This window comes from Clostridium cylindrosporum DSM 605, from assembly GCF_001047375.1.
In the GTDB taxonomy this organism is placed as follows: domain Bacteria; phylum Bacillota; class Clostridia; order Clostridiales; family Caloramatoraceae; genus Clostridium_AB; species Clostridium_AB cylindrosporum.
This window is the reverse complement of record NZ_LFVU01000007.1, coordinates 36813-59716: the sequence shown is the minus strand read 5'-3', so window position 1 is coordinate 59716 and position 22904 is coordinate 36813. Positions and strand designations below refer to the sequence as shown.

Here is a 22904-nt window from a genome sequence, read left to right as displayed (position 1 = left end):
ATATGTTTATTTTATGATACAACAGCTTTATATTATAAATTAATTAGACAGTGGGTTTATTCCACTGTCTAAATAGTTTTAGTATTTATTACATATTAGCCATTTTTCTGCATTCATCTGCACATTTACGGCATTCTTGAGCACACTTTTGGCAATGTTCATCTTTAAACATTTCACATTCTTGTGCGCATTTATCACAAATAGTAGCACAAAGATTGCAATGGTCTTTTGCAAATTGACCACTCATTGACATCATTGAAGCTGACATTTGACACATTTGTGCACATTCAACAAGCATACTTATACAATTTTTTCTTGCATTAACATCAGGTTCATTTAAACATGCTTCGAAGCATTCATAACATGCTTGAGCACACCTATTACATTCATCGATACATGCTTGATGCTTATCTGTACAATTAGTTACTATTCCCATTTTAAATTCTCCTTTTACACGTTAGATGTGATCTAATATCAAATATATTGTGTGTAAAAATAAGTACATTATGTATAAAGATAATTAATATATTTAATTTACATTATGTTTGTATTTTATAGTCATGTAATGGTCTGGATAAGAAATATTAATGTTTTTTAGGGCTCATTTCTATTTCCTTCAAACTTTTTAGTATTTATCTCTTCAAATATATTATTACTTATAGCTGGCTGAGAATTTGAACTACTTGAAATTAATGTTTTTAGTTGAGATATTTCATTCATTATTTTTGCAAGGTCTTCTTGGGTTATTGGTTTTTTATTATTTTTTAGCTCATATCCAATCTGACCACTTACTTCTATTGTTGCATACTGAATATCTTCTATAGATGAAATCCCAGCCTGTCTTAAGCGTGTTTCAAGCTTATCTATAGACATTCTAAGCTTTCTTAAGTTTTTCATATTTAACTTACCATTTTCAATAACAATTACTGATTTACCTGAAAATAAAGTTTCTAAAAAGTCAATTTTAACCTCTAGATACTCAGTAAGCATCATTAGTATTGTTAACACAAGAGCTACTAAAAATGTAATAAGAAGCCCTTTTCCAGAGACAGGCTGAATGAGTAGTGACCCTAACCCTATCATTACAATGGTTTGGGATATTGTCATCTGAGAAATTGATTTTCTTCCTCCTATTCTTAAAATAAATGTTCCTACAATGAATATAAGAGTTGCTTGCCATATCCAATTTAAATCCATATAATATCCTCCTTTAAAAGTATTAAACATTCTATTAGTATTTAACTATATTGAAATTCAATACGTTACAATATTTTTATTTTACTTACTGCAACACCACTATTCTATATTAGAACTTAATTTATCCTAACTGATAAATAATGGTATAATGACTTATGTATTAGATGTATAAAGGAAGTGATTTTGTGATAAAAGGTGCTATATTTGATTTTGATGGCACACTACTTGATACTATGTATGAGTGGGAAAATATCGGAGGAAATTACTTAAGAAGTAAAGGTATAGTTCCCGAAAATAATATTAGTAAAATATTAAAGCCTATGAGCCTAGAAGAAGCAGGTGAGTATTTTATAGAAAAGTATGGTTTTACACATACTGTAGAGGAAATCTTAAATGAAGTACATGCTTTAATAGCTGATAAATATAAGTATCACTTTGAATTAAAGCCATATGTAATTGATTATCTGGACAAGCTTAAAGAAAATAATATAAAAATGTGTATAGCAACAGCAACAAGTCACTGTCATGCAGTAAATGCTTTAAAAAGACTTGGGATAGAGGATTACTTTGAATTTGTACTAACTTGTAGTGAAGTAGGGCATAGTAAGCTAAATCCTAGGATTTATATAGAATCAACTGAAAGATTAGGACTTAATATAGATAATGTAATTGTATATGAAGACACTTTAAGCTGTATAGAAACCGCTAAGAAGGCAGGATTTAAGGTAATTGGTGTAAGTGATGCATCAGCTGAAGGAGATGTTGAAACTATTAAAAAGCTCTGTGATAAATATATACTTGGATTTGAGGAATTACTATAAGTTAATTTGACTTAGAAGGGAGTGATTATATGGAGTTAAATAGTAGTAATATTAAAAAGATATTATTTATAATTGTTGTTTCTATTTTAGTATTTCTAGGGGTACAAAATTTTGGAATAGTTATGAGGTTTTCACATGTTGTTATTAAAATATTAAAGCCTTTTATTATTGGGGTTTGTATAGCGTTTACTCTCAATGGACTACTTAGATTGTTAGAGGATAGGGTATTCTCCCCATTAAACAGGAGTAATAGTATACTATGGAAAAAGTCCAGAAGAGGGATTTGTATACTACTTACTTATGCTATTTTAGGAGGAATATTATTTGTTTTATTCTTTTTAATTGTCCCAGAACTTAGAAAAAGCTTTCAAATGCTTTTAAGCAATATAAATATATACGCTGCTGTATTTCAGAACTGGACTGACAAGATGATTTCAACACTAAATATATCACCTGATTATGCAAATACTATTAGGATAGATTGGGACAAGGTATTTTCAATGCTAGGAAGTTTCATGAAGAATGTTTCTAATGACTTTATTAATACTACTATGAATATTACTTCAGCGGTAATTAGTGTAGTAGTTAATACTGTGATTGGAATTGCATTTTCTGTTTATATGCTATTCCAAAAGGAAAAGCTTGCAAGTCAGGCAAAAAGAATATGTTTAGCATATTTTTCACGTAAAAGAGCAGAGTATCTAATCTCAGTAGGTAAGCTTTCAAATAAGATATTTGCAAGGTTCATAGTTGGACAGTTTACAGAAGCTATTATCATAGGATTGCTTTGCTTTATAGGTATGAATATATTTTCCATGCCATATTCATCATTAATTTCTACTATTGTTGGAGTTACATCACTTATTCCAGTTTTCGGAGCACTTATAGGTACTGGGGTTGGGGTATTTGTACTTCTAATGGTTGAACCAATGACCGCTGTTTGGTTCATAGTATTTATTATTGTACTTCAACAAATCGAGGGAAATATTATATACCCAAGAGTAGTAGGAAATTCTATAGGACTTCCTGGAATCTGGGTACTACTTGCAGTAACAGTAGGTGGTAGTTCATTTGGAGTAATGGGAATGCTACTTGGTATTCCACTTTCTTCAATTATATATTGTTTATTCAAAAATGAGGTTTCAGCAAGACTTAGGAGAAGAGGCATTTCCTATGCTGATATTGAAGGTCTTGGAGTAGACTTTACAGAAACTATGTAAAAATAAAGTGGTGTAGAAATTTTTTCTACACCACTTTTTATATTTTAATTATTTATTAATTTAAATTCTGAAACAGCTGTACTTAATAATTCCGATTGAGATGCTAACTCCTCAGAGGCAGCAGCGCTTTCCTCTGCAGTTGCAGAATTAGTTTGTACTACCGCTGCAATTTCATCTATTCCCTTAGTTATCTCTTCAGTAGATAGGGCTTGTTTTTCTGATACTAAGGATATCTCTTTAACTAAATTAGATATTTTTTCAGAATCACTAACAATGCCATGTAACATTTCTGCTGTTTCACGGGCTAGAGAGTTACCATTTTCTACAGCGGATATACTTTCATTTATAAGTGCTGTTGTTTCCTTAACTGCATTAGCTGATGTATTAGCAAGAGTTCGTATTTCTTCAGCTATAACAGTAAACTGTTTACCTTGAACATTTGCCTTTGATGCCTCAATAGAGGTATTAACAGCAAGAAGGTTAGTTTGAAACGCTACAGAGCTTATTGTTGAGATAATCCTAGAAATTTCATTTGATGCTGAACTTATATTTTCCATAGCTATAAGCATATCATTCATCTTTTTATCACTATCTTTGATTTTCTCTACAGTTAGATTAAGAATATTACTAACATCCTTAGAATTATCTGCATTTTGTCTTATGTCATTATATATTTCATTAATGGAAGCTGAAAGTTCCTCAACAGATCCTGCTTGGTCAGATGCACCTTCAGAAAGTGCAGTTGAAGTACTTGCTATTTCCTCTGATCCTAGTGCTACTTGCTTTGCCGCTACATTAATCTCTGAAATTGTTTCATTTAGAAAACTAACAATTCCATTTATTGAAGTTTTTATTTCTTCAAAGTCGCCTATGTATTCCTTTTCAATAGAGGTTGTAATATCCTTTCTAGATATTCGATTAAGTGAAGTTGAAATATCCTCTATATAGTCCTTTAACATACTTTGAGTATTTTTAGCTACAGTAGTAAACTCACCTATTTCAGTATTATCCTCATCTAGGTCAATTGAGGTTTCAAGATTACCCTTTGATATTTCACTAAAACAATTTTTTAAGGCAATTATCGGTGATATTACCCTTTCTTTAATGAACCTAGAGTACTTAGAAAATGTATATAGGATAATACATGATAATCCAACAGTAATAAGGATTAGTAAGAATAAAATTACTTCAAAAATTATCACTGTTCTTTCTGATCTTTCCATAATAGCTGCTTGAAATTTCAATACATAACTATCAATTGAAGCTTTTTTAGAATCATAAGTATTACCTAGAACAAGCTCCTGAGCTTTTTTTAAGTTACCTTGCCTAGCATTTTTTATAGCTTCTTCTTCTAAATTAATTAAGGTATCTGATTCATTTTTAGAAGTTTCAATTAGCTTCTTCTCATCAGAGTTTATACCTATATCCTCAATTAAACCTAGGTATTTAGTAGTTGTCTTTGTTTCAGTTACTTCTTTTTCATAGTTGTTACAGTATTTTATATCCCCAGTTGCAGCATAAAGTTTAATTTGATCCGTTAAGTAGTCAGAGCCTCCCTTAAGCTTGGCACTATATTCTTGGAGAAGAAATCTTTCATTATTTAATGAATTAGTTTTGAAAGATGCTAAAATAGTTAATACCCCAAATAATATAGAAGTAATAACGATTAGAGAAAATATTTTGTTCGTTCTTTTCGTAGATTCTAACAATGTTCTTTGTTCTTTCATTTACAACTCCCCTTCATAAAAAATGGATATAAAATAATTACCTATTACATTATCGTGAATAATTTTTTAATAAATAACATCTTTTATACAAATTTTAAAATATTATATAAATAAGAAAGTTGGGTAATAATCTATACTATAGATAATAGAATTATTTATGATATGATATTACTGGAATTATTAACATATTAAGGATCGTTAAGGAGGAAGACAAATGGCTGGAAATAGAGTTATATGTCACTGTAGCAACGTAGATTACGTTACAATAAGAAAGGCAATGATAGCAGGTGCTCGTACAGTTGATGAAATCAAGGAAATGACAGGTGCTGGAACTGTATGTGGTGGATGTGTAAGTGAAATAGAAGAAATACTAGCTTCAGTATGTGGATGTAAAAATGTATCACTTGAGGAGGTAGTAAATGCAGTTAAAAATGGAGCTGATACAGTAGAGAAGGTACAAGAAGCTACAGGTGCAGGAACTGAATGTGGAAGATGTAATGCACTTATAGAAAATATAATTACATTAAAAAATAGGGAAAATTATTCTTTGATATAGCTTAAGTGTCTTGCAATTAGTGGTGCCTACATCTAAAGCGACGAGACCTATCAAAGAACTTCTAATCTTCACAAATGCCCCGAATCTAAGAGCTACGTCTGAAAAACCGCTATGCTTGACGACGTATCTCTAAGATTCGGGGCATTTGCTTCAGATAAGAATTTCTAACTCTAGGCTCTATTGCTTTAGCCGTAGGCACCACTAATTGCAAAGATACTAATCCTACAGAATAAAAAATTAATTCTATCCTGGAGTGGAAAGATTTCAGTTTTATAAGATTAGAAGCTCCCTTTGAAGTACTCGTCGTTTTAGCCATAATCACAACTACCTGCAGAGCAGCATTGCTACATACAACGCTTACAAGCCTCTATAAATCTATCAAATAGTTTTTTCATGTTAGCATCTGTTTCTGACATCATTTCTGGATGCCATTGTACTCCAAGGATGAATTCATCTCCCTTTTTCTCTATTCCCTCAATTACACCATCTGATGCCCATGCTGTTGCTATAAAGTCAGGTGAAAGTTTCTTTATAGCTTGGTGATGGATTGAGTTAACTCTTGACTCACTTCCTAGTATTGAGTGAAGTATAGAGTTTTCTTTTACCTTTATGTTATGGATAGGGAATATTGAATCTGTTTGTTGAAAGTGTTGAATCTTTATAGATTCATCATAGGAAACATCTTGAAGCATTGTTCCGCCAAAGGCTATGTTAATTAGTTGCATGCCTCTACAAACTCCAAGAATTGGTTTGTTTTGAATTATTGCTTCCTTTAAAAGTGCCATTTCAAATGCATCTCGTTCAGGTTTAGTTTCTCTTAGGAGACTTAATGAGTCTTCTCCATATAGAGCAGGAGAAACATCCTTACCCCCTGTTAATATTAGTCCATCAATTGAAGCAATAAGTTGAGATACATTTAGGTTATCTGTAACAGGAAGCATAATAGGAAGTCCAGATGATCTTGATACTGATTGAATGTATGCATCATTTACACCTGCACGTTTTGTCCAAAAGTCTAAAAAAAACTTAGTATTTGAAAGATCTCCCGATATACCTATGATTGGTAGTTTCATCTTTAATTCCTCCGATATATGTTTCATTAATATATATTATACATTATAAGTAGAGTATGGACATTTGTGATTATTATATTATTATATTTGAGTGTATATTTGTTTCAAAAAGAGTAAGCTTTGTTTAATTTATGATACAGGTAGGGACAGTGTAATAGAAGAAAGTAATTGAAAGTAGTTATCAAATGATATATTATATATTATATGAGAGATGTTAAAGTTAGTTAAAACTCATAGACATTGACAAAAATAAAGGAGGAAAGACATATGGAACTACTTCATGAAGGACATTTACATGGTGATGAAACTGGTTTTTTTGCAGTGCTGGAGCACTCTTTAATAGATATTATACCCATGATAATAATACTTATATTAACATTTGTTGCAATAGAATATATAGAGCATAAGTTTTCTGCAAGACTACAGGATAAGGTTAGAAATGCAGGAATTCTTGGGCCACTACTTGGGGCAATAGTTGGAATAATACCTCAATGTGGATTTTCAGTTATGGCAGTGGCACTATATTCTAGAAAAATTATAAGTCTTGGAACAATGATGGCTATATTCTTAGCTACATCAGATGAAACAATACCTGTTTTATTATCTACTCCAGGTGCTTATAAGCACATATTACCTATAATAGGGGCTAAGCTAGTAATTGCAATTGTAGCAGGGTATATAATTGATATTATATTTGGTAGAAAGTCTATGAAGGTTGATATTAAAAGTACAAAGGAAATGGAAAGTGAAGGGGAAAAGTGTTTAGATCATGAAAAGATAAGTTTATCAAAGGTATTTATACACTCTATACAAAGAAGTTTTAAAGTAGGGATATATATATATGTAATTACTGTATTGATAACTCTACTAATTGAATATTTCCATATAGATAAGTTTGATAGCATAATATTTACTGAAGGATATATTCAAATATTCCTAGTATCACTTATAGGGCTTATTCCTAACTGTGCTGTATCCCTAGGTATTGTAAAGCTTTTTACTATGAATGTTATTGGATTTTCAAGTGTAATAGCTGGTCTTTCATCTAATGCTGGACTTGCATTAATATTTTTGTTTAAAGAAAGCAAGAATAAGAAAAAAGCATTATTAATAACATTAATGCTATTTGTAATTAGCCTTTTATCAGGAATCACATTACATATATTTTATTAAGTTATGATAATGATTATTAGTTCTATGTGATAAGGTTAAAGCTAAATTTTCATATAAAGTAATTAGAAATAAGGTCTTCTGTTGTAAATGATACTATAGAAGACTTTTATTTGTGGTAAGATTAGATAATAATGATAGGATAAATTTGGAGGTGTAATTATGTCAAATGTAAGAAGAAAAGACCGTGAAATAGATGAAAAGGTAGCATATGACCTTTTAGTTAACACTGAGTATGCAATACTTGGAACAATTAATGTAGAGGATGGAACTCCATACTGCATACCAATATCTCCTGTTGTAGAGGAAGATTACATATATTTTCATTGTGCCCCAGTTGGACAAAAGGTTGATAACATAAAGAATAACCCTAATGTATGTGTAACATGTGTAGGTGATACTAACCTAGTTCCAGAGCAGTTTACAACTGAGTACGAATCAACAGTTGTAAAGGGAGTAGCAGGGGAAGTAACTGAAGATGAGGAGAAAATATTTGCACTAAGAAAGATATGTGAAAAGTTCGCTCCATCTAATATGGATAATTTCCAAAAGGCTGTAAATGCTTCACTTAAAAGAACTAACATCTATAAGATAAAGATTCAATCTATAAGTGGAAAAGGGAAAAAGGTGAAGAGATAGTTATATTATTTAGGGGTAGTGTCTGCAGTAGTAGTGGCTCCTTCTAAAACCACGAGATATTCGAGAAGAACTTCTAATCTCCATAAATGCCCTTAGACTAAGAAAGTAGTAAACTCGCCTAAAGGCTCAAACATACTCACTTACTAAGTCTAAGGGCATTTATAAAGATAAGAATTTCTAGCTCTTTGCTCTATGGTTTTAGAAGGAGCCACTACTACTTGCAATGAAGCTATTCCTACGGTTAAATACAGGAGGTTGGAGAGTAGGATTTTTATATTTTTGTTTAGATATTATTACTTGAGGTCAAAGGTCCTTGCTTAATCTTTATTTCTATTTTATTTAAAATTTCGTAGGGCAAAGAATTTATTGTATACTCATTAAATGATTTTCTAGCAGCAATTTCAGCGGATTTTATACTTGTATTAACAATTGATATTAGATCAAATAATTCTTCTGTTCCATCTATGAGTTCTTGATGTGTTGATGTAAAAGTAGTATAGGCAATATGTGTAGCCTTTGTAGAGCAGTTAATTATAGTAGCTTTTTGCTCAGGGGTAACTGTGTCTGGGTATGTTGTAATTAAATATATTTCTATAACTTTAGTACTTGTTTCTAAATGAGATTCCTGGTAGCTTGTTCTCCATATTAAGTTTTCATGTATAGCCATTTTAACTCCTAATATATTATTTGTATTAATAATATATTAGGAGTTAGTGATTTATATATATGATTGAGGTAAGAAAAAAGAGAAAACTTTGTTTTACATATAGTGGAATAGTTATTATAATAAACGGGGAAAAGGTAGATTAGATTTACTGCAAATGAAGGAGGTCTAGGATGATTCAAGATATAGAACCAAGAATATTTGATAATAACTTTAAAGATAAAGTAGCAGAGCCTCAAGATCTCTTTCTTTCATATGAGGGAGATACAGTACTTATTAGAGAGGATAAAGATAAGCTTTGGTATCCGTCGTTTTCTGATTTTCAAGTGGAATATCCAGGTCTTATAGATAATGCTCAATTCCTTTTTAGTATAGATAATATTAACTATTACTTAGTAAATGAAAAGGGACTTGATTCAATAAATGGGTGGAGTTATGCAAGTATTAACAGGTTTAGAACTGAGCCAAAATACTGGCGCTCATTTGTAGGTGTTGTTGGATGGCAGTTAAATCGCTGGTATGATAGTCATCGTTTCTGTAGTAAGTGTAGCAAGTCAATGAAACATTCAAAAAAGCAACGTATGCTTTATTGTGAATCATGTGGATTTAAAGTATATCCAACTATATCTCCATGTGTTATAGTAGCTGTTTATAATGGAAATCGCCTGCTTTTAACAAAGTATGCAGGGCGTGCTTACAATAATTATGCTCTTATAGCTGGTTTTGCTGAGATAGGGGAAAGTCTTGAACAAACAGTTTACAGAGAAGTAAAAGAGGAAGTGGGGCTTAAGGTGAAAAATCTTAAATTCTATAAGAGCCAACCATGGCCTTTTAGTGATACGCTTCTTGTTGGATTTTTTGCTGAGCTTGATGGGGATGACGAAATCACCATTGATGAAGATGAACTGTCATTAGGAGTTTGGGTGGACAGAGAAGATATACCAAGTCCTAATCTAAATATAAGTCTTACAAGTGAGATGATGGAGGCATTTAGAACTGAATCAGTAGAGCTATAATCAAAGGCATAAGAAAATCTCATAATCAAGGGTTTAGGAGTATTAGGGATTTTAACTCTAATATAAGATTAAATATTTTAGACTTACAGAAGCAACTTATGTATAATTTATGTTATATATACTTCGTGGATTAGATAAGGAAAAGAAAGGAGATAAGAGAACTATGGAAGGTATTAAGATGTTATTAAAGATAGCTTTAGATGATGCTATTATTAGATATAAGGAAGAAGAGAGTATGGTAGAATTCCTAAAAGAAGTAAATGGATGTGTTAGTAGTGATTATTTTATGGTTGATGGAGCTTCTATGACAGATGATGAAAAGGAATCCTTTAGTCATGATATATCCCTTGAACATACACCACAAATTTATTATATAGAATTACTTAGAGGATATATAGTAAATGAGAATACAATAAGAGAAATTAGGTCTAAAGCAAGTGGAGGTAATGCATTAACACCACAAGAAGGCCTAGAGTTTGCTAAATGTATTAATAAAAGAACAGAGTATACAGAAAAAATAGAAAGATATCTTAAAACAAAAGGTATCTATAGTATATAAATCATTTATAATATGAGCTTTACAAGTGGCATGGTCCCTTGTAAAACTCATATTTTTTTATTTAAAAAATAAAGATATTTTTATTCTAATGCAGTGATTTTGTGATTTTGTTTTAGGAATGGTTTTGCATATTATGACTGATAATATATTTAACACTGTAGGTTTATGTAGATATTATCTAGCTTTAATCCAGAATCAGTGGAAAATAAAAAATGAAAGGAGTATGCAAAACTAGAAAAGGTATATATCTAATAAATATAAATAAGCAGGATATATAAATTTTTATAAGTTTTTCAATATAAGTTTATGATTAAAATAAGGGAAATTTCAAGAAAAATATTAAATCGATTATCACTGGTTTTTATATTATTACTAATAATAATTTCAGGAGCTACAAGCAACGCCTTAGGTGGGATAAAAGAAAGAAATAGTCCTAATGATATTGCAGTAGTTGTTAAAGAGGATGGATTATGGAAGGTTAACTTATCAAAACTAGGGGAAGATATCAACTTAGATAAAAAGGGTGTATTTAAAAGCCCTAGGATTTCTCCAGAGGGAAAGGTAGTAGCTTATACGAAGGATGGAAGCCTATATATAGTTTCAATTGATTCCCCCAAAGGTGATAAACAGCCCATAAAGATTTCTGATAAGATTGTAAGCTATTCTTGGGCAGATAAGGATAATTTGGTATACTCAACAGAAAAAGGTGGACTTAGCGGATTTAACTTAAAGTCTAAAAAGTCTTCTATTTATATCAATAGTGAGAATCGTTATGAAGGTATAGAAGGAGATAGGCTTGGCACTATATATTCAGAGTTATATAGGTATTATACAAAGGATGGACAGGAGTATATAGAACACAAAGGAGTTATAAGCTATGATTTATCTAAAGGAGAGCAAAGAGTTGTAGTTCCCTCAAAGCCTATTAGTGAAGATGATCTAGGTTTAACACCTAGAGTTGCTGGGATTTCAAAGGATGGCGCCTATGTATATATATGGCGTAGAGTCCATTCAGCTTCTATTAATTCAGATGGAGTTCCACTTGGGGTATATGAAGTAAAGAGTAATAACTTTAAAACCTTTGATGATAAAGGTGTATTCGCTTTAAGTTATAGTGATAACTTAACTATAAACCCTTTAGATGGTAGTATAGCTGTACTAAATAACGGTGGATTAAGAAATATGAATATTAACAAGACTTTAGTTAAACTAAATGCGAGGGATCAAAGCTTTACTCCTATATTGCCAGATGAAATGATAGCAAGTAATCAGCCCTATGGACCAACTACTAAGGGAATGGTTACAATGACACCTTCCTTTTCACCAGATGGTAAAAAGATTATATTTGCAGCATCTAATACTAATGAAGATGCAAGTAAATGGCTTAAGGAGCCTCATAATATATATAGCGTAGATATAGATACTAAAAAGGTAGAAAAGTTAACTAAGGGTGATAACTTTGATTTTTATCCTATTTATATATCAAAGGGAAGGTCTATTGTATTTGCTAGGTTAACTGGCAAAGATGAGATTTCCCTATATAAACTACAGGATAATAAAGAAGAAAGTATAGTAGGGAATATTAGTTTAAGGGATGAGAATGGCTATAGTAGTTCATATTATGGACACTATAATCTAGAAAATGTTTTAGATATCTATGTTTCTAATTAAATATTATTCTATGGCAGTTTTCAGCGTTTGTGATAACATGAAAGCTGCCATTTTATATATATTAGGAGTGAAGTTGAATTTACTAGAATTCTTATTAAAGAGTTCTTGACCTAGAGTTAACTCCAAGTGATAAGGTTTTATACATAGGTCAATCTATGATAATAAAAAATACTTTTAAGAAAAAGTGGAGGATACAATGAATAAAGAGTTATTAGATAAGATACAAACAAGTGAGTTTATTTCAAGTGAAGATCCAATATTTACTCAAATTAATGAAATACTTGAGAATACTTTGAAATTAACATCTGAATTAAATACAGGATATAAAACACCTCAAGAAGTTAGAAATATTTTATCAAAAATTACTGGTAATAAACTTGATAGTTCTGTACAAGTATTAACACCGTTTAATACAGACTTTGGATCTAATATTAGATTAGGTAAGAATATATTTATCAATAAATCGTGTATGTTTGTTGATTTAGGTGGGATTGAATTAGAAGATAATGTTCTTATTGGCCCTGACGTAAAAATATTATCAGTTAATCACCCGCTAGATTCTAAAAATAGACGTGGTGTTATTCTTAAGAGTGTAAAAATTAAACGTAATGTATGGCTTGGAGCAGGAGTAACAGTTTGCCCAGGGGTGACAATTGGAGAAAATTCTGTTATTGGAGCAGGTTCGGTTGTTACTAAAGATATACCTAATAATACAGTGTATGCGGGAGTTCCAGCGAAATTTATTAAAAATATATAAATAAAATATAAAAATACCGTATTATTGAAAAAATATGCGGTATTTTTTATTAGATAAGAAGATCATACAAAGAAACAATTTGGCGAGAAAATAAGATAAAAATAATAATTATATAACGAATATTAATAATAATTTATTGCAAAACGATATACAATGTATTAGAATTAAATTAAAAATAAATAAGTGAGGTACTTTTTATGAAAAAATGTTCAACACTCTTTTTAAAGATGGCTGTTATTTTTATTGGAATTCCAGTTCTTGCTCTGTGCATATTTCTAGTGCCTAAGATAGGAAGCTTTGCAGCAGAATTGTATCCAGGTATGGCTTATATAAAATATCTTGTTTTAATGGATTTGTATGCAACAGCGATACCTTTTTACTTTGCCCTATATCAAGCTTTTAAGCTTCTAAGCTATATCGACAAGAACAAGGCTTTTTCCGAATTATCTGTAAGGGCCTTAAAAAATATAAAATACTGTGCAATCACATTTAGTATTTTGTATATAATAGGCATGCCGCTTTTTTATCTCATAGCGGAGATGGATGATGCTCCAGGTATTATAATAATAGGATTGGTCATTATTTTTGCTTCAGCGGTTATTGCAGTTTTTGCTGCTGTTCTTCAAAAACTTTTAAAAGATGCCATAGATATAAAAGCAGATAATGATTTAACGATATGAGGTGAATAACATGGCAATTATAATTAATATTGATGTGATGTTGGCTAAAAGGAAGATGAGTGTAACAGAACTTTCCGAAAGAGTAGGGATAACAATGGCTAACCTTTCTATATTGAAAAATGGAAAGGCTAAAGCAATTAGGTTTACGACTTTAGAGGCAATTTGTAAAGCATTAGAATGCCAACCTGGAGATATCTTAGAATACAAAAGTGATGAAGAAAATTAATAGTAATGCTATTAAAAGGTTCTTGACTTGGAGTTAGCTCTAAGTGATAAAGTTTTATACAGATTAGTCTATGATAATAAAAATTAGAAAGAGTTTAAAGTTTTATCACATATGAATTATTTTAGGAGGTTCAACTCTATGACGATTACAGAAGTAAGTAAGAAATTTGATCTTTCTCAGGATACACTTCGTTATTATGAGCGAATCGGACTTATTCCCAGTATAAAACGTAATAAAGGTGGAATCAGGAATTACACTGAGGAAGATTGTAGGTGGATAGAATTTATTAAGTGTATGAGAAATGCAGGTCTTCCAATAGAAGTATTAATTGAATATGTTACTCTATTTCAACAGGGTGATGGAACCATAGAAGAGAGAAAAATGTTATTAATCGAACAGCGCAAGCTATTAGTAGAAAAGATGGAAAGTATGAAGAAAACTATAGAGCGCTTAGATTATAAAATAGAAAGATATGAACAGTGGGTAGTTACAAGTGAAAGTGAGTTAAAAAGGTAATGAATTATGTATGAATAGTTGAATTACAGGAATAAGAAATTAGAGCACTGACAATTTTAAATTGTCAGTGCTCTAATTATATGTTAACTAAAAATATCTCTTCTTTTTTTATTTGAAGCAGATGTGAAGAATATAATTACTAGTCCAACTAATAGAAAGACTATAAGTACAGTATTAATAGTATTAAAGCTTACACTTGTCATATTAAGACCTTCACGAATAATAGAAGCAGGTACTATAGAAAGTCTTTCTATTCCATAAAGAACAGCTAAATATCCTAAACAAACAATTAAGTTTATTATAGAAAATATAAAGCTCATATTAAGTGTTTTCTTAATAGATATTAAACTTAAAATTATAAACAGTGCTATCCAAACTCCAAATAATAATAGGCCTATGTTCATTCTCATTTCAAGCCACTCACTTTTAAATGAAGTTAAGGCTATTACAAGTGACCATAGAAAGCTATTATATAATATATTAAAATACTTCATTAGGTTTACTCCGTTTTAAATATTTTAAACTAGTCCTACTTTGCTAGACGGAAGATTACACTAACCTTAGTACCATCAGCTGGAAGAACATTTTTGTCACCAGTGAAAGTTACTTTCTTGCTTTCAACTGCTCCTGTTGGGTAAGCTGCATCACTTGTAATACCAACAGCACAGCTATCTAGGCATAGTACGCAACCAGTTTTCTTTTTCTTAGCATTTTCAAGGTTTCCACCAAATCTTACATCCATAGGTTTTTCCTCTGAAGCCTTAATTACATCAGCGAAAGGAATTTCTTTGTTAGCACCTTCCCATGTTACAAATACATTTAGCTTATCACCAGCTACTGGAACACTTTTTTTCATGTCTGCTAAAGTTAGGTTATTTCCTGGTTTTGCACCAATTTGAGTTAGAGCTTCATGAAACTTAACTTGATCTGCAAGTCCACGTAGAACAGCCTTTTCTCCATTTGAACCATCCTTGAATACAACTCCATGACGAGTACCTTCTGTAAAGTACTTACCATTTACTTCAGCTGGATAAATTACTTCCTTCTTTTCCTTGTTTACAATTATTTCTGGAGCCTTTGCAGTTTCTGCAGGTTTCTTTTCTTCAGTTTTGTTTGCTGAACATGCAGTTATGCTAAGTGCACATACTACTGCTGTTAAAATTGAAGCTAATTTTTTAAATTTCATATTCATTCTCCTTTTTTGTTTTTTATAAATTAAATAAATAATTTACATTGAATAATTAATCCCTTTTTTTGAAAAGCATTAATATACCACCAAGGATAGTAATAGCGCCTCCAGTTCGAATCCAAGCTGCAGTGTCATGGCATGCCATTATTTCCTTTTTACAGATTCCAATTCCCATTGGGGAATCAAATGTTAGTACAATAAATAAAATTCCAATTGTGATAATTGCTAATTGATTTCCCTTTGTGAAAAATGACGCAATAGAAGATACTAGTAGAATAATTGCAAGGCAGGCCTCAGCTTTAGCTGTGTAGAAACACTTCATATGAGTCATATTACCATTAGCAAGTTCTAGTGTACCAGTACATACAGGTGACCAAATAAAAATAGCACCTAGTATAAGTAGTGAGATTACTACTAAAACTGCAGGGATAATCTTCGTCGAAAGATTCTTCAATAATTTCAACTCCTCTCTAAGTAAAAGTGATACATCTACAATTATACATATATAACAACTACTAAGGTATAAAATACTACAAATTTATGCGATTATAGATAAATTATATAAATGAGTCGAAATGTATTTAAAATGTCTATAAAGGGTTTTTAATTTTACTATTTGTTGTTTTTTGTATTTTTTATATGCTAACATAACCTTGTTTGAATAAAATGAAAGGATTTGTAATTATGTGGCGATTAGCATTTAAAAATACTCTTAGAAGAAAGGGACAATCTATTCTAACTGTAATTATTACAACATTAACGATTTTAACTTTTGTTATAGGTCTTTCAGTTTTCTGGGTTATACAGGAAGGATTAAATCTTTCAAGTAATAGACTAGGTGCTGACATTATGCTCCTACCAAATAAGGCCAAAGCAGATGCGAATCAGGCTTTGTTTACAGCGAACCCTGCAAATATTTATATGGATAGTGGAATTATAGATAAGGTATCAAAGGTATCTGGGATTGATAAAATAAGTCCTCAGTTTTTTACCCAAACACTTGAAGGTGGATGCTGTAGCTATGGAGAAGCAATTCGAATAGTAGGCTACGATGATAAAACAGACTTTATACTTAAGCCTTGGTTTAATCAGCAAAAGTTCAAGAAACTAAAGAAAAATGAAGTAGTTATAGGAAGTAAGGTAGAGACCTTCCTTGGAGACAGGGTTTCAATAATTTCCGATATATTTAATGTAGTTGGGACGCTTTATCCTACTGGAAGTGGTATGGATGAAACAATATACATGAATATAGATTCTGCCAGAAGAATTGTTAAGGATGTAGATGAGCTAAAGGGTCTGTGGAAGGATGCACAACCAGAAAGGTTAGTATCAGCTATATTTATAAAGGCAAAACCAGGAGCAGATATTAAAAAAATAGAAAAAAGCATTAGTGATTTAAACCTAAATGTAAAGTTTATTTCTACAAGTGAAACTATAGGAAATGTAAAGGTGCAAATAGAAACATTCGGAAAAATTATTCTAGGTCTATGGGTTGCACTCCTATTAATCGCTGCACTAGCATTAATAGGGCGATTTAATTCTCTTGCAAATGAGAGAAAGAAGGAAATAGGATTACTTAGAGCAATGGGAGTTCAAAAAAGTAGCGTCCTAAGACTAATTCTAATTGAAGCATGGCTTATGGCTGGAGTCGGGGGAATAATAGGAAGTATATTAGGTACCATATGCACTACCCCTATACTCAATGAATTAAAGGATGCATTAACATTGCCAGTGGGAACTTGGTCATTTGCTACAGCTTTAAAGTGTGGTGGAATAGGTATACTTGCTGCTCTGCTACTTGGATTTATAGCATCTATTTATCCAGCATTAAAAAGTGCTAGTCTTGAGCCTCAAAGGGCAATAACACAGGGGGAGCTTGATTAATATGGAAGTATGTAGACTTGAAAATGTTAGTAAAACATATAAGATGGGTGAAACTGTATGCCCACTGAAGAACATATCTCTAAAGGTGAGCTCAGGTGACTTTCTATCTATCGAAGGTCCATCGGGAATAGGAAAAAGCACACTATTATATATAATAGGTGGACTTCTTAATCTAGATGAAGGAAAGCTTTATATAGAGGATAAGGATGTTTCACTTTTAAGTGATAGAGAACTTACTACACTAAGAGGAGAGAAGATAGGTTTTATATTTCAAGATTCTAACCTTTTACAAGCATTAACTCTACAGGAGAACCTTGAGTTTGCTCAGAGGATATCAAACAAGGGGAAGTGTGATACTAGAAGAATAGATGAATTACTTGAAAGACTTGGATTATCAGAAAGAAAAGGTTTTCTACCACATAGTCTTAGTGGTGGACAAAGAAGACGTGCTGTAGTTGCAAGGGCTTTAATTAATAATCCAAAGCTTATTTTGGCAGATGAGCCTACTAATGACTTAGATGAAAAATATGCTGCTGAGGTTATAAGTCTTCTAGAGGAGGCAACTAAAGCTGGAAGTGCTGTAATTATGGTTACACATAATACTAAGTGGGCAGAGAGGGCAAATATTAGGTATAGGATAAATGATGGGATTTTAGAAATTATATAGTCTTGAGAAGAGGTAGTTATATAGCTACCTCTTTATTTTTTATATCAATAATAATTAACTATTTATATAGTAATTTGTTATATTGTGTATAAAATTGTTACTAAAGTAATAAAGTGGATTAAATTGTGTTATCATGTAGATAGTTGTGCACGTACATATGCATTTAGTATATATTTTTGTAAGGGGGGATTTAAAATTTTAAAGGGAAATTTTAAAAACAAAATAGTATATGTTTTACTATTTACTTTTGTTTTAAATATTATAGGCTTAGTAAATACACCTATAGATGCAAATGCAGCCTCAAGGCCTAAGTTAACAGGAGTAGAACTAGTAGACAAAAATTCTACAGTTGGTACATATCCAACTCTTAAGCTAAGCTCAGGTGGAGCTGAATCGGTGCAGTATAGTGTTTATTTATATTCACCTTCTAAAAGGGCATGGGAAAATGTATCAAATGGATACACATCTGCTGTATCAGGTAATAATCCTTATACAATTAAATTAAGAAAACCTTTACATAAAGGTGAAAATAATTTTAGTGTATGGGTTAAAAAATCATATGCTTCAGCGGTAAATAAAGGAGGGTATGATGATTTTAAAAGCTTTAAGATAGATACAGATTCTGAAGTTATTTCACAGCCAGATTATGAATCTGAGTCTGGGGGAGTTCCAAGTATTAAATCTGTTAATATAGATTTATCTCAACAAAAGATTGGTATAAAGCCGATTATGAACATAACTTCAACAGGAGATGAAAAGGTAGAATATAAGGTATTATATTCTAATGATAAAAATCAGTGGGAAGATGTATCAAATGGATATAGCTTACCTCAGGAACCATCTAATACATATAGTGTGCAATTAAATACACCTTTGATTGAAGGAGAAAACAGCTTTAAGGTATTGGTAAAAAGATCAGATAAAGAGCCTTCTAATAAGGAAGGCTATGATAATTTTTTAAATTATAAAGTAAATATAGAAAAAGAAGCTCCTAAAATTCCTAAGATTACAAAGGTAGATATAGATAATTCAGAAGTTAAGCTAGGTAAAAAACCTACACTAAGGATAAAATCAGATGCAGATTCAAATGTGCAGTATAGGGTATATTTATATTCTCAAAGTAAAGAGGTTTGGGAAGATGTATCAAACGGATATACAAGAGCATTAGATCCTAATGATGCAACTATACAAATAAATGGACCTTTACAATCAGGTAGAAATAACTTTAGCATCTGGGTAAAAAGAGAAGGATACTCTCCAAGCAATGTTGGAGGATATGATTCCTTTGTAAATAAAGTAGTTAATGTTTATAACATAAATGAAGTTAAAATATCAGATGTTAAGGTTAATACTGCTACCACTACTATAGGTAGAAATCCTGAGATAACCGTTAGTGGTGTATCTGGAGACGGAAGTGATATAAGCTACAAAGCTTTCCTATATTCAAATTCTAAAGGAAAGTGGACTGATGCATCATCCTATACAAATGGAGTGAAAAGTGGACAGTGCACAGAAATTACACTCGATACTCCAATAGAAAGTGGTACCAACAAGGTTCTTGTGTGGGCTAAAAGAGTTTCTGTATCTGGAGAAGTCTACGAAGACTTTAAAAAAATAGATATAGATGCTGTAAGGCCAGGGCCTATGAAAAAAAGAATTGTAATAGACCCAGGACATGGAGGGAAAGACCCAGGGGCAGTAGATGCTACTACAGGTATTCGTGAAAAAGAAATAGCATTAACAGTTGGACTAAAGCTTGGAACATTATTAAGTAATAGAGGATATGATGTTCTTTATACAAGAACTGATAATAATAGGGTAGCATGGAATAGTTCAGACCAAAACCAGTCTTTAAAATATAGATATACATTTGCTAATTCTAATGGTGCTAATTTATTTGTATCTATTCATTGTAACAAAGCAAATGGAAGCGGATATGGTACTGAGACATTGTATAGTAAAAAGTATCCAAGTAAGGATAAGGCCCTAGCATCAGCTATTCAAAGTGAAGTTATAAAGATAACAGGAATGCGTAACAGAGGGATAAAAAATAATTATAACTGGGCTGTTGTTAATAATACTAAAATGCCAGCGTCCTTAGTTGAACTAGGATTTGTTGATAACATTGGTGATTCAGCAAAATTAAAGGATGCCTTATATCAAGATAAATTTGCTCAAGGTATTTTTAATGGTATAACAAGATATTTAAATAAATAAAATTTTACATTAAGTCTGAGCTCTAGAGAAATTTATTCTTAAGAGCTCAGACTTTTGTCTAATTTGGATAATACTATTAAGAGATTAAAGCTTAACCTATATGTAATAATATGGTAACATAGCAGTGTATCAATTAAGTTTAAAGGAGTAGTCAAGTTGTATGAAAATGATTATATAGAAAGAATAATAAAGTCCCTAGGACGAACACTAGTTACTGGAGTAGAGGGAAGTAAAAATGTAATAGTGGAAATGATAAATGAAAGTGAAAAAACGGGAGATTTATTGATTCCAGAAGAAGGACTATTAGAACTTAAGCTTAGAAAGTATGTAAGTGAACTTGAAATAAGTAAAGCAGAGGATATGCTATTTGAGGCAATTGAGCTAAACAAATCCCCTAGATATTTAGAACTGGCATTGTTTTTCTATAATGAAATAAACAAACTAGATGAAGATACTCTGGTTAAACACAATTTCTCTAAACAAGAAATTATTAATGGATTGGAAGAAATAAAAAGGTTATATGAGAAAGAATGATAGTTTTATTATGCTAAATAAGAGATGGTAGTAAAGTTAATTTACTACTATCTCTTATTTTTAATATTTGATAGATATAGTAAGGATATAAACGAAGTAGTAAGTGAGTGTCTAAATATTAAAAAAGAATCTTATATAGAGAGGGGGTTGATTATGAAAATTTCTGAAGAAAACTTCATTAATCAACTAAAGATGAGGAATCAAAAAGCATTAGATTATATTTTAGAGCAATATGGTTGGATTATTAAATCTATTGTAAAGAAGCGTTTGTATAACTTACAAAGTGTTCAAGGTGAATGTATAAATGACATACTTATTGCAGTTTGATACAACATAGATAGCTTCGATGAAAATAGAAGTAAATTTAAAAATTGGTTAGCGGGTATATCTAAATATAAATGTATAGATTATAAAAGAAAATATTTAAAGAACCTACTACATGAAAATATTGATAATTTAGACATAAGTGCAGAGGATATTTTACTCAATGAAATTGTAAATAATGAGCTTGATAAAGATTTAGAATCCATGCTTAATTGTTTAAAAAAAGAGGATAAGGATTTATTTTTAAAACTTTATGTTCAAGAAAAAGATATAAAGGATATATGCTTTGAAACTGGTATGAAGAGGGATGTTATATATAATAGAGTATCACGAGGAAAAAAGAAGATTAAAAGGCTATTCAAATTAAAGGAAAGTAAGGTGTAACTTAATGAGCAATAATATTTATGATATATTAAATGACAATAATATTGATTTAGAAGAGTTAAGTACAGAAGGATTTAATGATATTGAAAAAAAGCAAATAAAGAACAAGTTTAAAAAGTCTATTAGAAAAAACAAGAAGAAAAATAATACAATAGCGATTGCTATTGTAGGGGTTATTACTATAGTATCCCTTGGAAGTAATTTTAGAACATCTATAGCTGCTACACTAAAATTAGTAAGTGTAGATATATCATCTTTTTTAGGTATTAATAAAGATTTAGATACTTATAAAACGATAGTTGGGAAGATAAAAGGTAGTGATGGAGTAAGTATTCAATTGAATGAAGTTATATTAAACGGAAATGAATTATTAGTATCAACAACAACAAGATATAATAAATATAACTATAACCCTAAAGATATTCATGCCTTTGGGGACGTATTTATAAATGGAGAAAGTGTGTCAGGAGTATCAAGTGGAAGTGGGAAATTTCAAGACTCTGCAATGCAAGAGGTGATGACTTATAGTCTTAAAAATAATCAACTTAAAGGTGATGTAGATATAAAAATGGTTTATTCATCAATTTTGTTGGATGGAGAAATAGTTAAGATAAATCCATGTATATTTGAATTTACTACTAATGGAGATGAATTAGATACACGTACTGTAGAACTTCCAATAAACCATAGCTTCAAATTGGAAAATGATGGTATAGTAACATTAAACAAATATGTAGGTAATGCAGTTAGTAAAAAGATTTATTTATCAATTAAAAATATAAATAAATCAAAAATTAATGACCATATAGAATTAAAGGGTTATGATGTTTTCGGGAATAAAATAGAATTTATGCCAGTGTTTATGGGAGAAGAGGAAGGTATGCTTGAATTATCAACCGGGCTAGGTAAAGAAATTAATGATAAAGTTACAGAGATAACCTTAACACCCTATGCCAATGGTTATAAGCAATTAGGTGAGAAGTTTACTATAAAAATCAAATAAAGTTTATAAACGTACTAAGATAATAGCGAAATGAACAATAGTTTTATATTGTGAATTAAAAGGGGGGAAATGAATTATATGAAAAAGATTAAGTTTTTTATATATGGGAGTGTGGTTTTGGCTACTATATTGGGGGTATATGCTCAAGATATTTCTTATTATATGAGTAGTAATTTTGAGAAAATATATCCTTTATATTGTTTAACAGTC

The 22904-nt window shown here is 30.8% G+C and carries 25 protein-coding genes and 1 pseudogene; 18 read left to right on the top strand and 8 right to left on the bottom strand.

What is annotated here, in order from left to right:
- Window positions 1-88: 88 nt before the first annotated feature.
- Both CLCY_RS04485 and CLCY_RS04480 read right to left on the bottom strand, forming a co-directional pair.
- Entirely contained in the window at window positions 89-436 is a 348-nt protein-coding gene (locus tag CLCY_RS04485) for a four-helix bundle copper-binding protein (protein ID WP_048569945.1), read from the bottom strand.
- A gap of 158 nt (window positions 437-594) precedes the next feature.
- Window positions 595-1197, bottom strand: a complete 603-nt coding sequence (locus tag CLCY_RS04480; protein ID WP_048569944.1) for a DUF421 domain-containing protein — start codon at window positions 1195-1197, stop codon at window positions 595-597.
- Between the two features lie 185 nt (window positions 1198-1382).
- Between CLCY_RS04480 and CLCY_RS04475 the strand changes: the two genes are divergently transcribed.
- Together CLCY_RS04475 and CLCY_RS04470 are read left to right on the top strand one after the other, a co-directional pair.
- Window positions 1383-2018 carry an HAD family hydrolase gene (locus CLCY_RS04475; RefSeq protein WP_161797105.1) on the top strand — a complete coding sequence of 212 codons (636 nt, stop codon included), beginning with the start codon at window positions 1383-1385 and terminating at the stop codon, window positions 2016-2018.
- A 29-nt stretch (window positions 2019-2047) separates the two neighbouring features.
- A complete protein-coding gene (locus CLCY_RS04470; RefSeq protein WP_048569942.1) occupies window positions 2048-3238 on the top strand; it encodes an AI-2E family transporter in 1191 nt (396 codons plus the stop codon).
- A 44-nt stretch (window positions 3239-3282) separates the two neighbouring features.
- On the opposite strand, the gene CLCY_RS04465 is transcribed toward CLCY_RS04470, so the two are convergent.
- Window positions 3283-4965 carry a methyl-accepting chemotaxis protein gene (locus tag CLCY_RS04465; RefSeq protein ID WP_048569941.1) on the bottom strand — a complete coding sequence of 561 codons (1683 nt, stop codon included), beginning with the start codon at window positions 4963-4965 and terminating at the stop codon, window positions 3283-3285.
- A gap of 214 nt (window positions 4966-5179) precedes the next feature.
- On the opposite strand from CLCY_RS04465, the gene CLCY_RS04460 reads away from it, so the two are divergent.
- Window positions 5180-5521, top strand: coding sequence for a (2Fe-2S)-binding protein (locus CLCY_RS04460; RefSeq protein WP_048569940.1), 342 nt, complete (start codon window positions 5180-5182; stop codon window positions 5519-5521).
- A gap of 344 nt (window positions 5522-5865) precedes the next feature.
- Here the strand turns inward: CLCY_RS04460 and CLCY_RS04450 are convergent, their stop codons facing one another.
- A complete protein-coding gene (locus CLCY_RS04450) occupies window positions 5866-6594 on the bottom strand; it encodes a gamma-glutamyl-gamma-aminobutyrate hydrolase family protein (protein ID WP_048569938.1) in 729 nt (242 codons plus the stop codon).
- Between the two features lie 267 nt (window positions 6595-6861).
- On the opposite strand from CLCY_RS04450, the gene CLCY_RS04445 reads away from it, so the two are divergent.
- Both CLCY_RS04445 and CLCY_RS04440 read left to right on the top strand, forming a co-directional pair.
- Window positions 6862-7767 carry a putative manganese transporter gene (locus CLCY_RS04445; protein WP_048569937.1) on the top strand — a complete coding sequence of 302 codons (906 nt, stop codon included), beginning with the start codon at window positions 6862-6864 and terminating at the stop codon, window positions 7765-7767.
- A gap of 159 nt (window positions 7768-7926) precedes the next feature.
- Complete coding sequence (locus CLCY_RS04440) at window positions 7927-8403, top strand: pyridoxamine 5'-phosphate oxidase family protein (protein ID WP_048569936.1); 477 nt, start codon at window positions 7927-7929, stop codon at window positions 8401-8403.
- A gap of 283 nt (window positions 8404-8686) precedes the next feature.
- Here the strand turns inward: CLCY_RS04440 and CLCY_RS04435 are convergent, their stop codons facing one another.
- Entirely contained in the window at window positions 8687-9070 is a 384-nt protein-coding gene (locus CLCY_RS04435; protein WP_048569935.1) for a hypothetical protein, read from the bottom strand.
- A 170-nt stretch (window positions 9071-9240) separates the two neighbouring features.
- On the opposite strand from CLCY_RS04435, the gene nudC reads away from it, so the two are divergent.
- From nudC to CLCY_RS04400, 7 genes are all read left to right on the top strand, one after another.
- Entirely contained in the window at window positions 9241-10083 is an 843-nt protein-coding gene (gene nudC / locus CLCY_RS04430; RefSeq protein ID WP_048569934.1) for an NAD(+) diphosphatase, read from the top strand.
- Between the two features lie 163 nt (window positions 10084-10246).
- The gene (locus tag CLCY_RS04425) at window positions 10247-10642 is read left to right on the top strand and encodes a hypothetical protein (RefSeq protein ID WP_048569933.1); all 396 of its coding nucleotides are present in this window, start codon (window positions 10247-10249) and stop codon (window positions 10640-10642) included.
- Between the two features lie 306 nt (window positions 10643-10948).
- Complete coding sequence (locus CLCY_RS13885) at window positions 10949-12313, top strand: TolB-like translocation protein (RefSeq protein WP_048569932.1); 1365 nt, start codon at window positions 10949-10951, stop codon at window positions 12311-12313.
- 196 nt (window positions 12314-12509) lie between these two features.
- The gene (locus CLCY_RS14050; RefSeq protein WP_048569931.1) at window positions 12510-13070 is read left to right on the top strand and encodes a sugar O-acetyltransferase; all 561 of its coding nucleotides are present in this window, start codon (window positions 12510-12512) and stop codon (window positions 13068-13070) included.
- 197 nt (window positions 13071-13267) lie between these two features.
- Window positions 13268-13750 carry a DUF2975 domain-containing protein gene (locus CLCY_RS04410; protein WP_048569930.1) on the top strand — a complete coding sequence of 161 codons (483 nt, stop codon included), beginning with the start codon at window positions 13268-13270 and terminating at the stop codon, window positions 13748-13750.
- A 10-nt stretch (window positions 13751-13760) separates the two neighbouring features.
- The gene (locus CLCY_RS04405; protein WP_048569929.1) at window positions 13761-13976 is read left to right on the top strand and encodes a helix-turn-helix domain-containing protein; all 216 of its coding nucleotides are present in this window, start codon (window positions 13761-13763) and stop codon (window positions 13974-13976) included.
- Window positions 13977-14114: 138 nt separating this feature from the next.
- On the top strand, window positions 14115-14492 hold the full coding sequence (locus CLCY_RS04400) for a MerR family transcriptional regulator (RefSeq protein WP_048569928.1): 378 nt from the start codon (window positions 14115-14117) through the stop codon (window positions 14490-14492).
- Between the two features lie 83 nt (window positions 14493-14575).
- On the opposite strand, the gene CLCY_RS04395 is transcribed toward CLCY_RS04400, so the two are convergent.
- The 3 genes from CLCY_RS04395 to CLCY_RS04385 are packed head-to-tail and all read right to left on the bottom strand — an operon-like array spanning window position 14576 to window position 16135.
- Complete coding sequence (locus CLCY_RS04395) at window positions 14576-14986, bottom strand: hypothetical protein (protein ID WP_048569927.1); 411 nt, start codon at window positions 14984-14986, stop codon at window positions 14576-14578.
- Window positions 14987-15021: 35 nt separating this feature from the next.
- Window positions 15022-15678 (bottom strand): YdjY domain-containing protein, encoded by a 657-nt coding sequence (locus tag CLCY_RS04390; protein WP_048569926.1) that lies wholly within the window; start codon window positions 15676-15678, stop codon window positions 15022-15024.
- A gap of 55 nt (window positions 15679-15733) precedes the next feature.
- A complete protein-coding gene (locus tag CLCY_RS04385; protein ID WP_048569925.1) occupies window positions 15734-16135 on the bottom strand; it encodes a DUF4418 family protein in 402 nt (133 codons plus the stop codon).
- Window positions 16136-16365: 230 nt separating this feature from the next.
- Here CLCY_RS04385 and CLCY_RS04380 point away from each other — a divergent pair, with 230 nt between their 5' ends.
- The 6 genes and pseudogenes from CLCY_RS04380 (at window position 16366) to CLCY_RS04355 (ending at window position 22694) form a co-directional block, all read left to right on the top strand.
- On the top strand, window positions 16366-17565 hold the full coding sequence (locus tag CLCY_RS04380; RefSeq protein WP_048569924.1) for an ABC transporter permease: 1200 nt from the start codon (window positions 16366-16368) through the stop codon (window positions 17563-17565).
- A gap of 1 nt (window position 17566) precedes the next feature.
- Entirely contained in the window at window positions 17567-18232 is a 666-nt protein-coding gene (locus tag CLCY_RS04375; RefSeq protein WP_048569923.1) for an ABC transporter ATP-binding protein, read from the top strand.
- Window positions 18233-18355: 123 nt separating this feature from the next.
- Window positions 18356-20449 (top strand): N-acetylmuramoyl-L-alanine amidase, encoded by a 2094-nt coding sequence (locus CLCY_RS04370; protein ID WP_048569922.1) that lies wholly within the window; start codon window positions 18356-18358, stop codon window positions 20447-20449.
- A gap of 156 nt (window positions 20450-20605) precedes the next feature.
- Window positions 20606-20983, top strand: coding sequence for a DUF6483 family protein (locus CLCY_RS04365; protein WP_048569921.1), 378 nt, complete (start codon window positions 20606-20608; stop codon window positions 20981-20983).
- A 153-nt stretch (window positions 20984-21136) separates the two neighbouring features.
- Window positions 21137-21691, top strand: a pseudogene (locus CLCY_RS04360) (sigma-70 family RNA polymerase sigma factor).
- A 4-nt stretch (window positions 21692-21695) separates the two neighbouring features.
- Window positions 21696-22694, top strand: a complete 999-nt coding sequence (locus CLCY_RS04355; protein ID WP_048569920.1) for a DUF4179 domain-containing protein — start codon at window positions 21696-21698, stop codon at window positions 22692-22694.
- Window positions 22695-22904 lie beyond the last annotated feature (210 nt).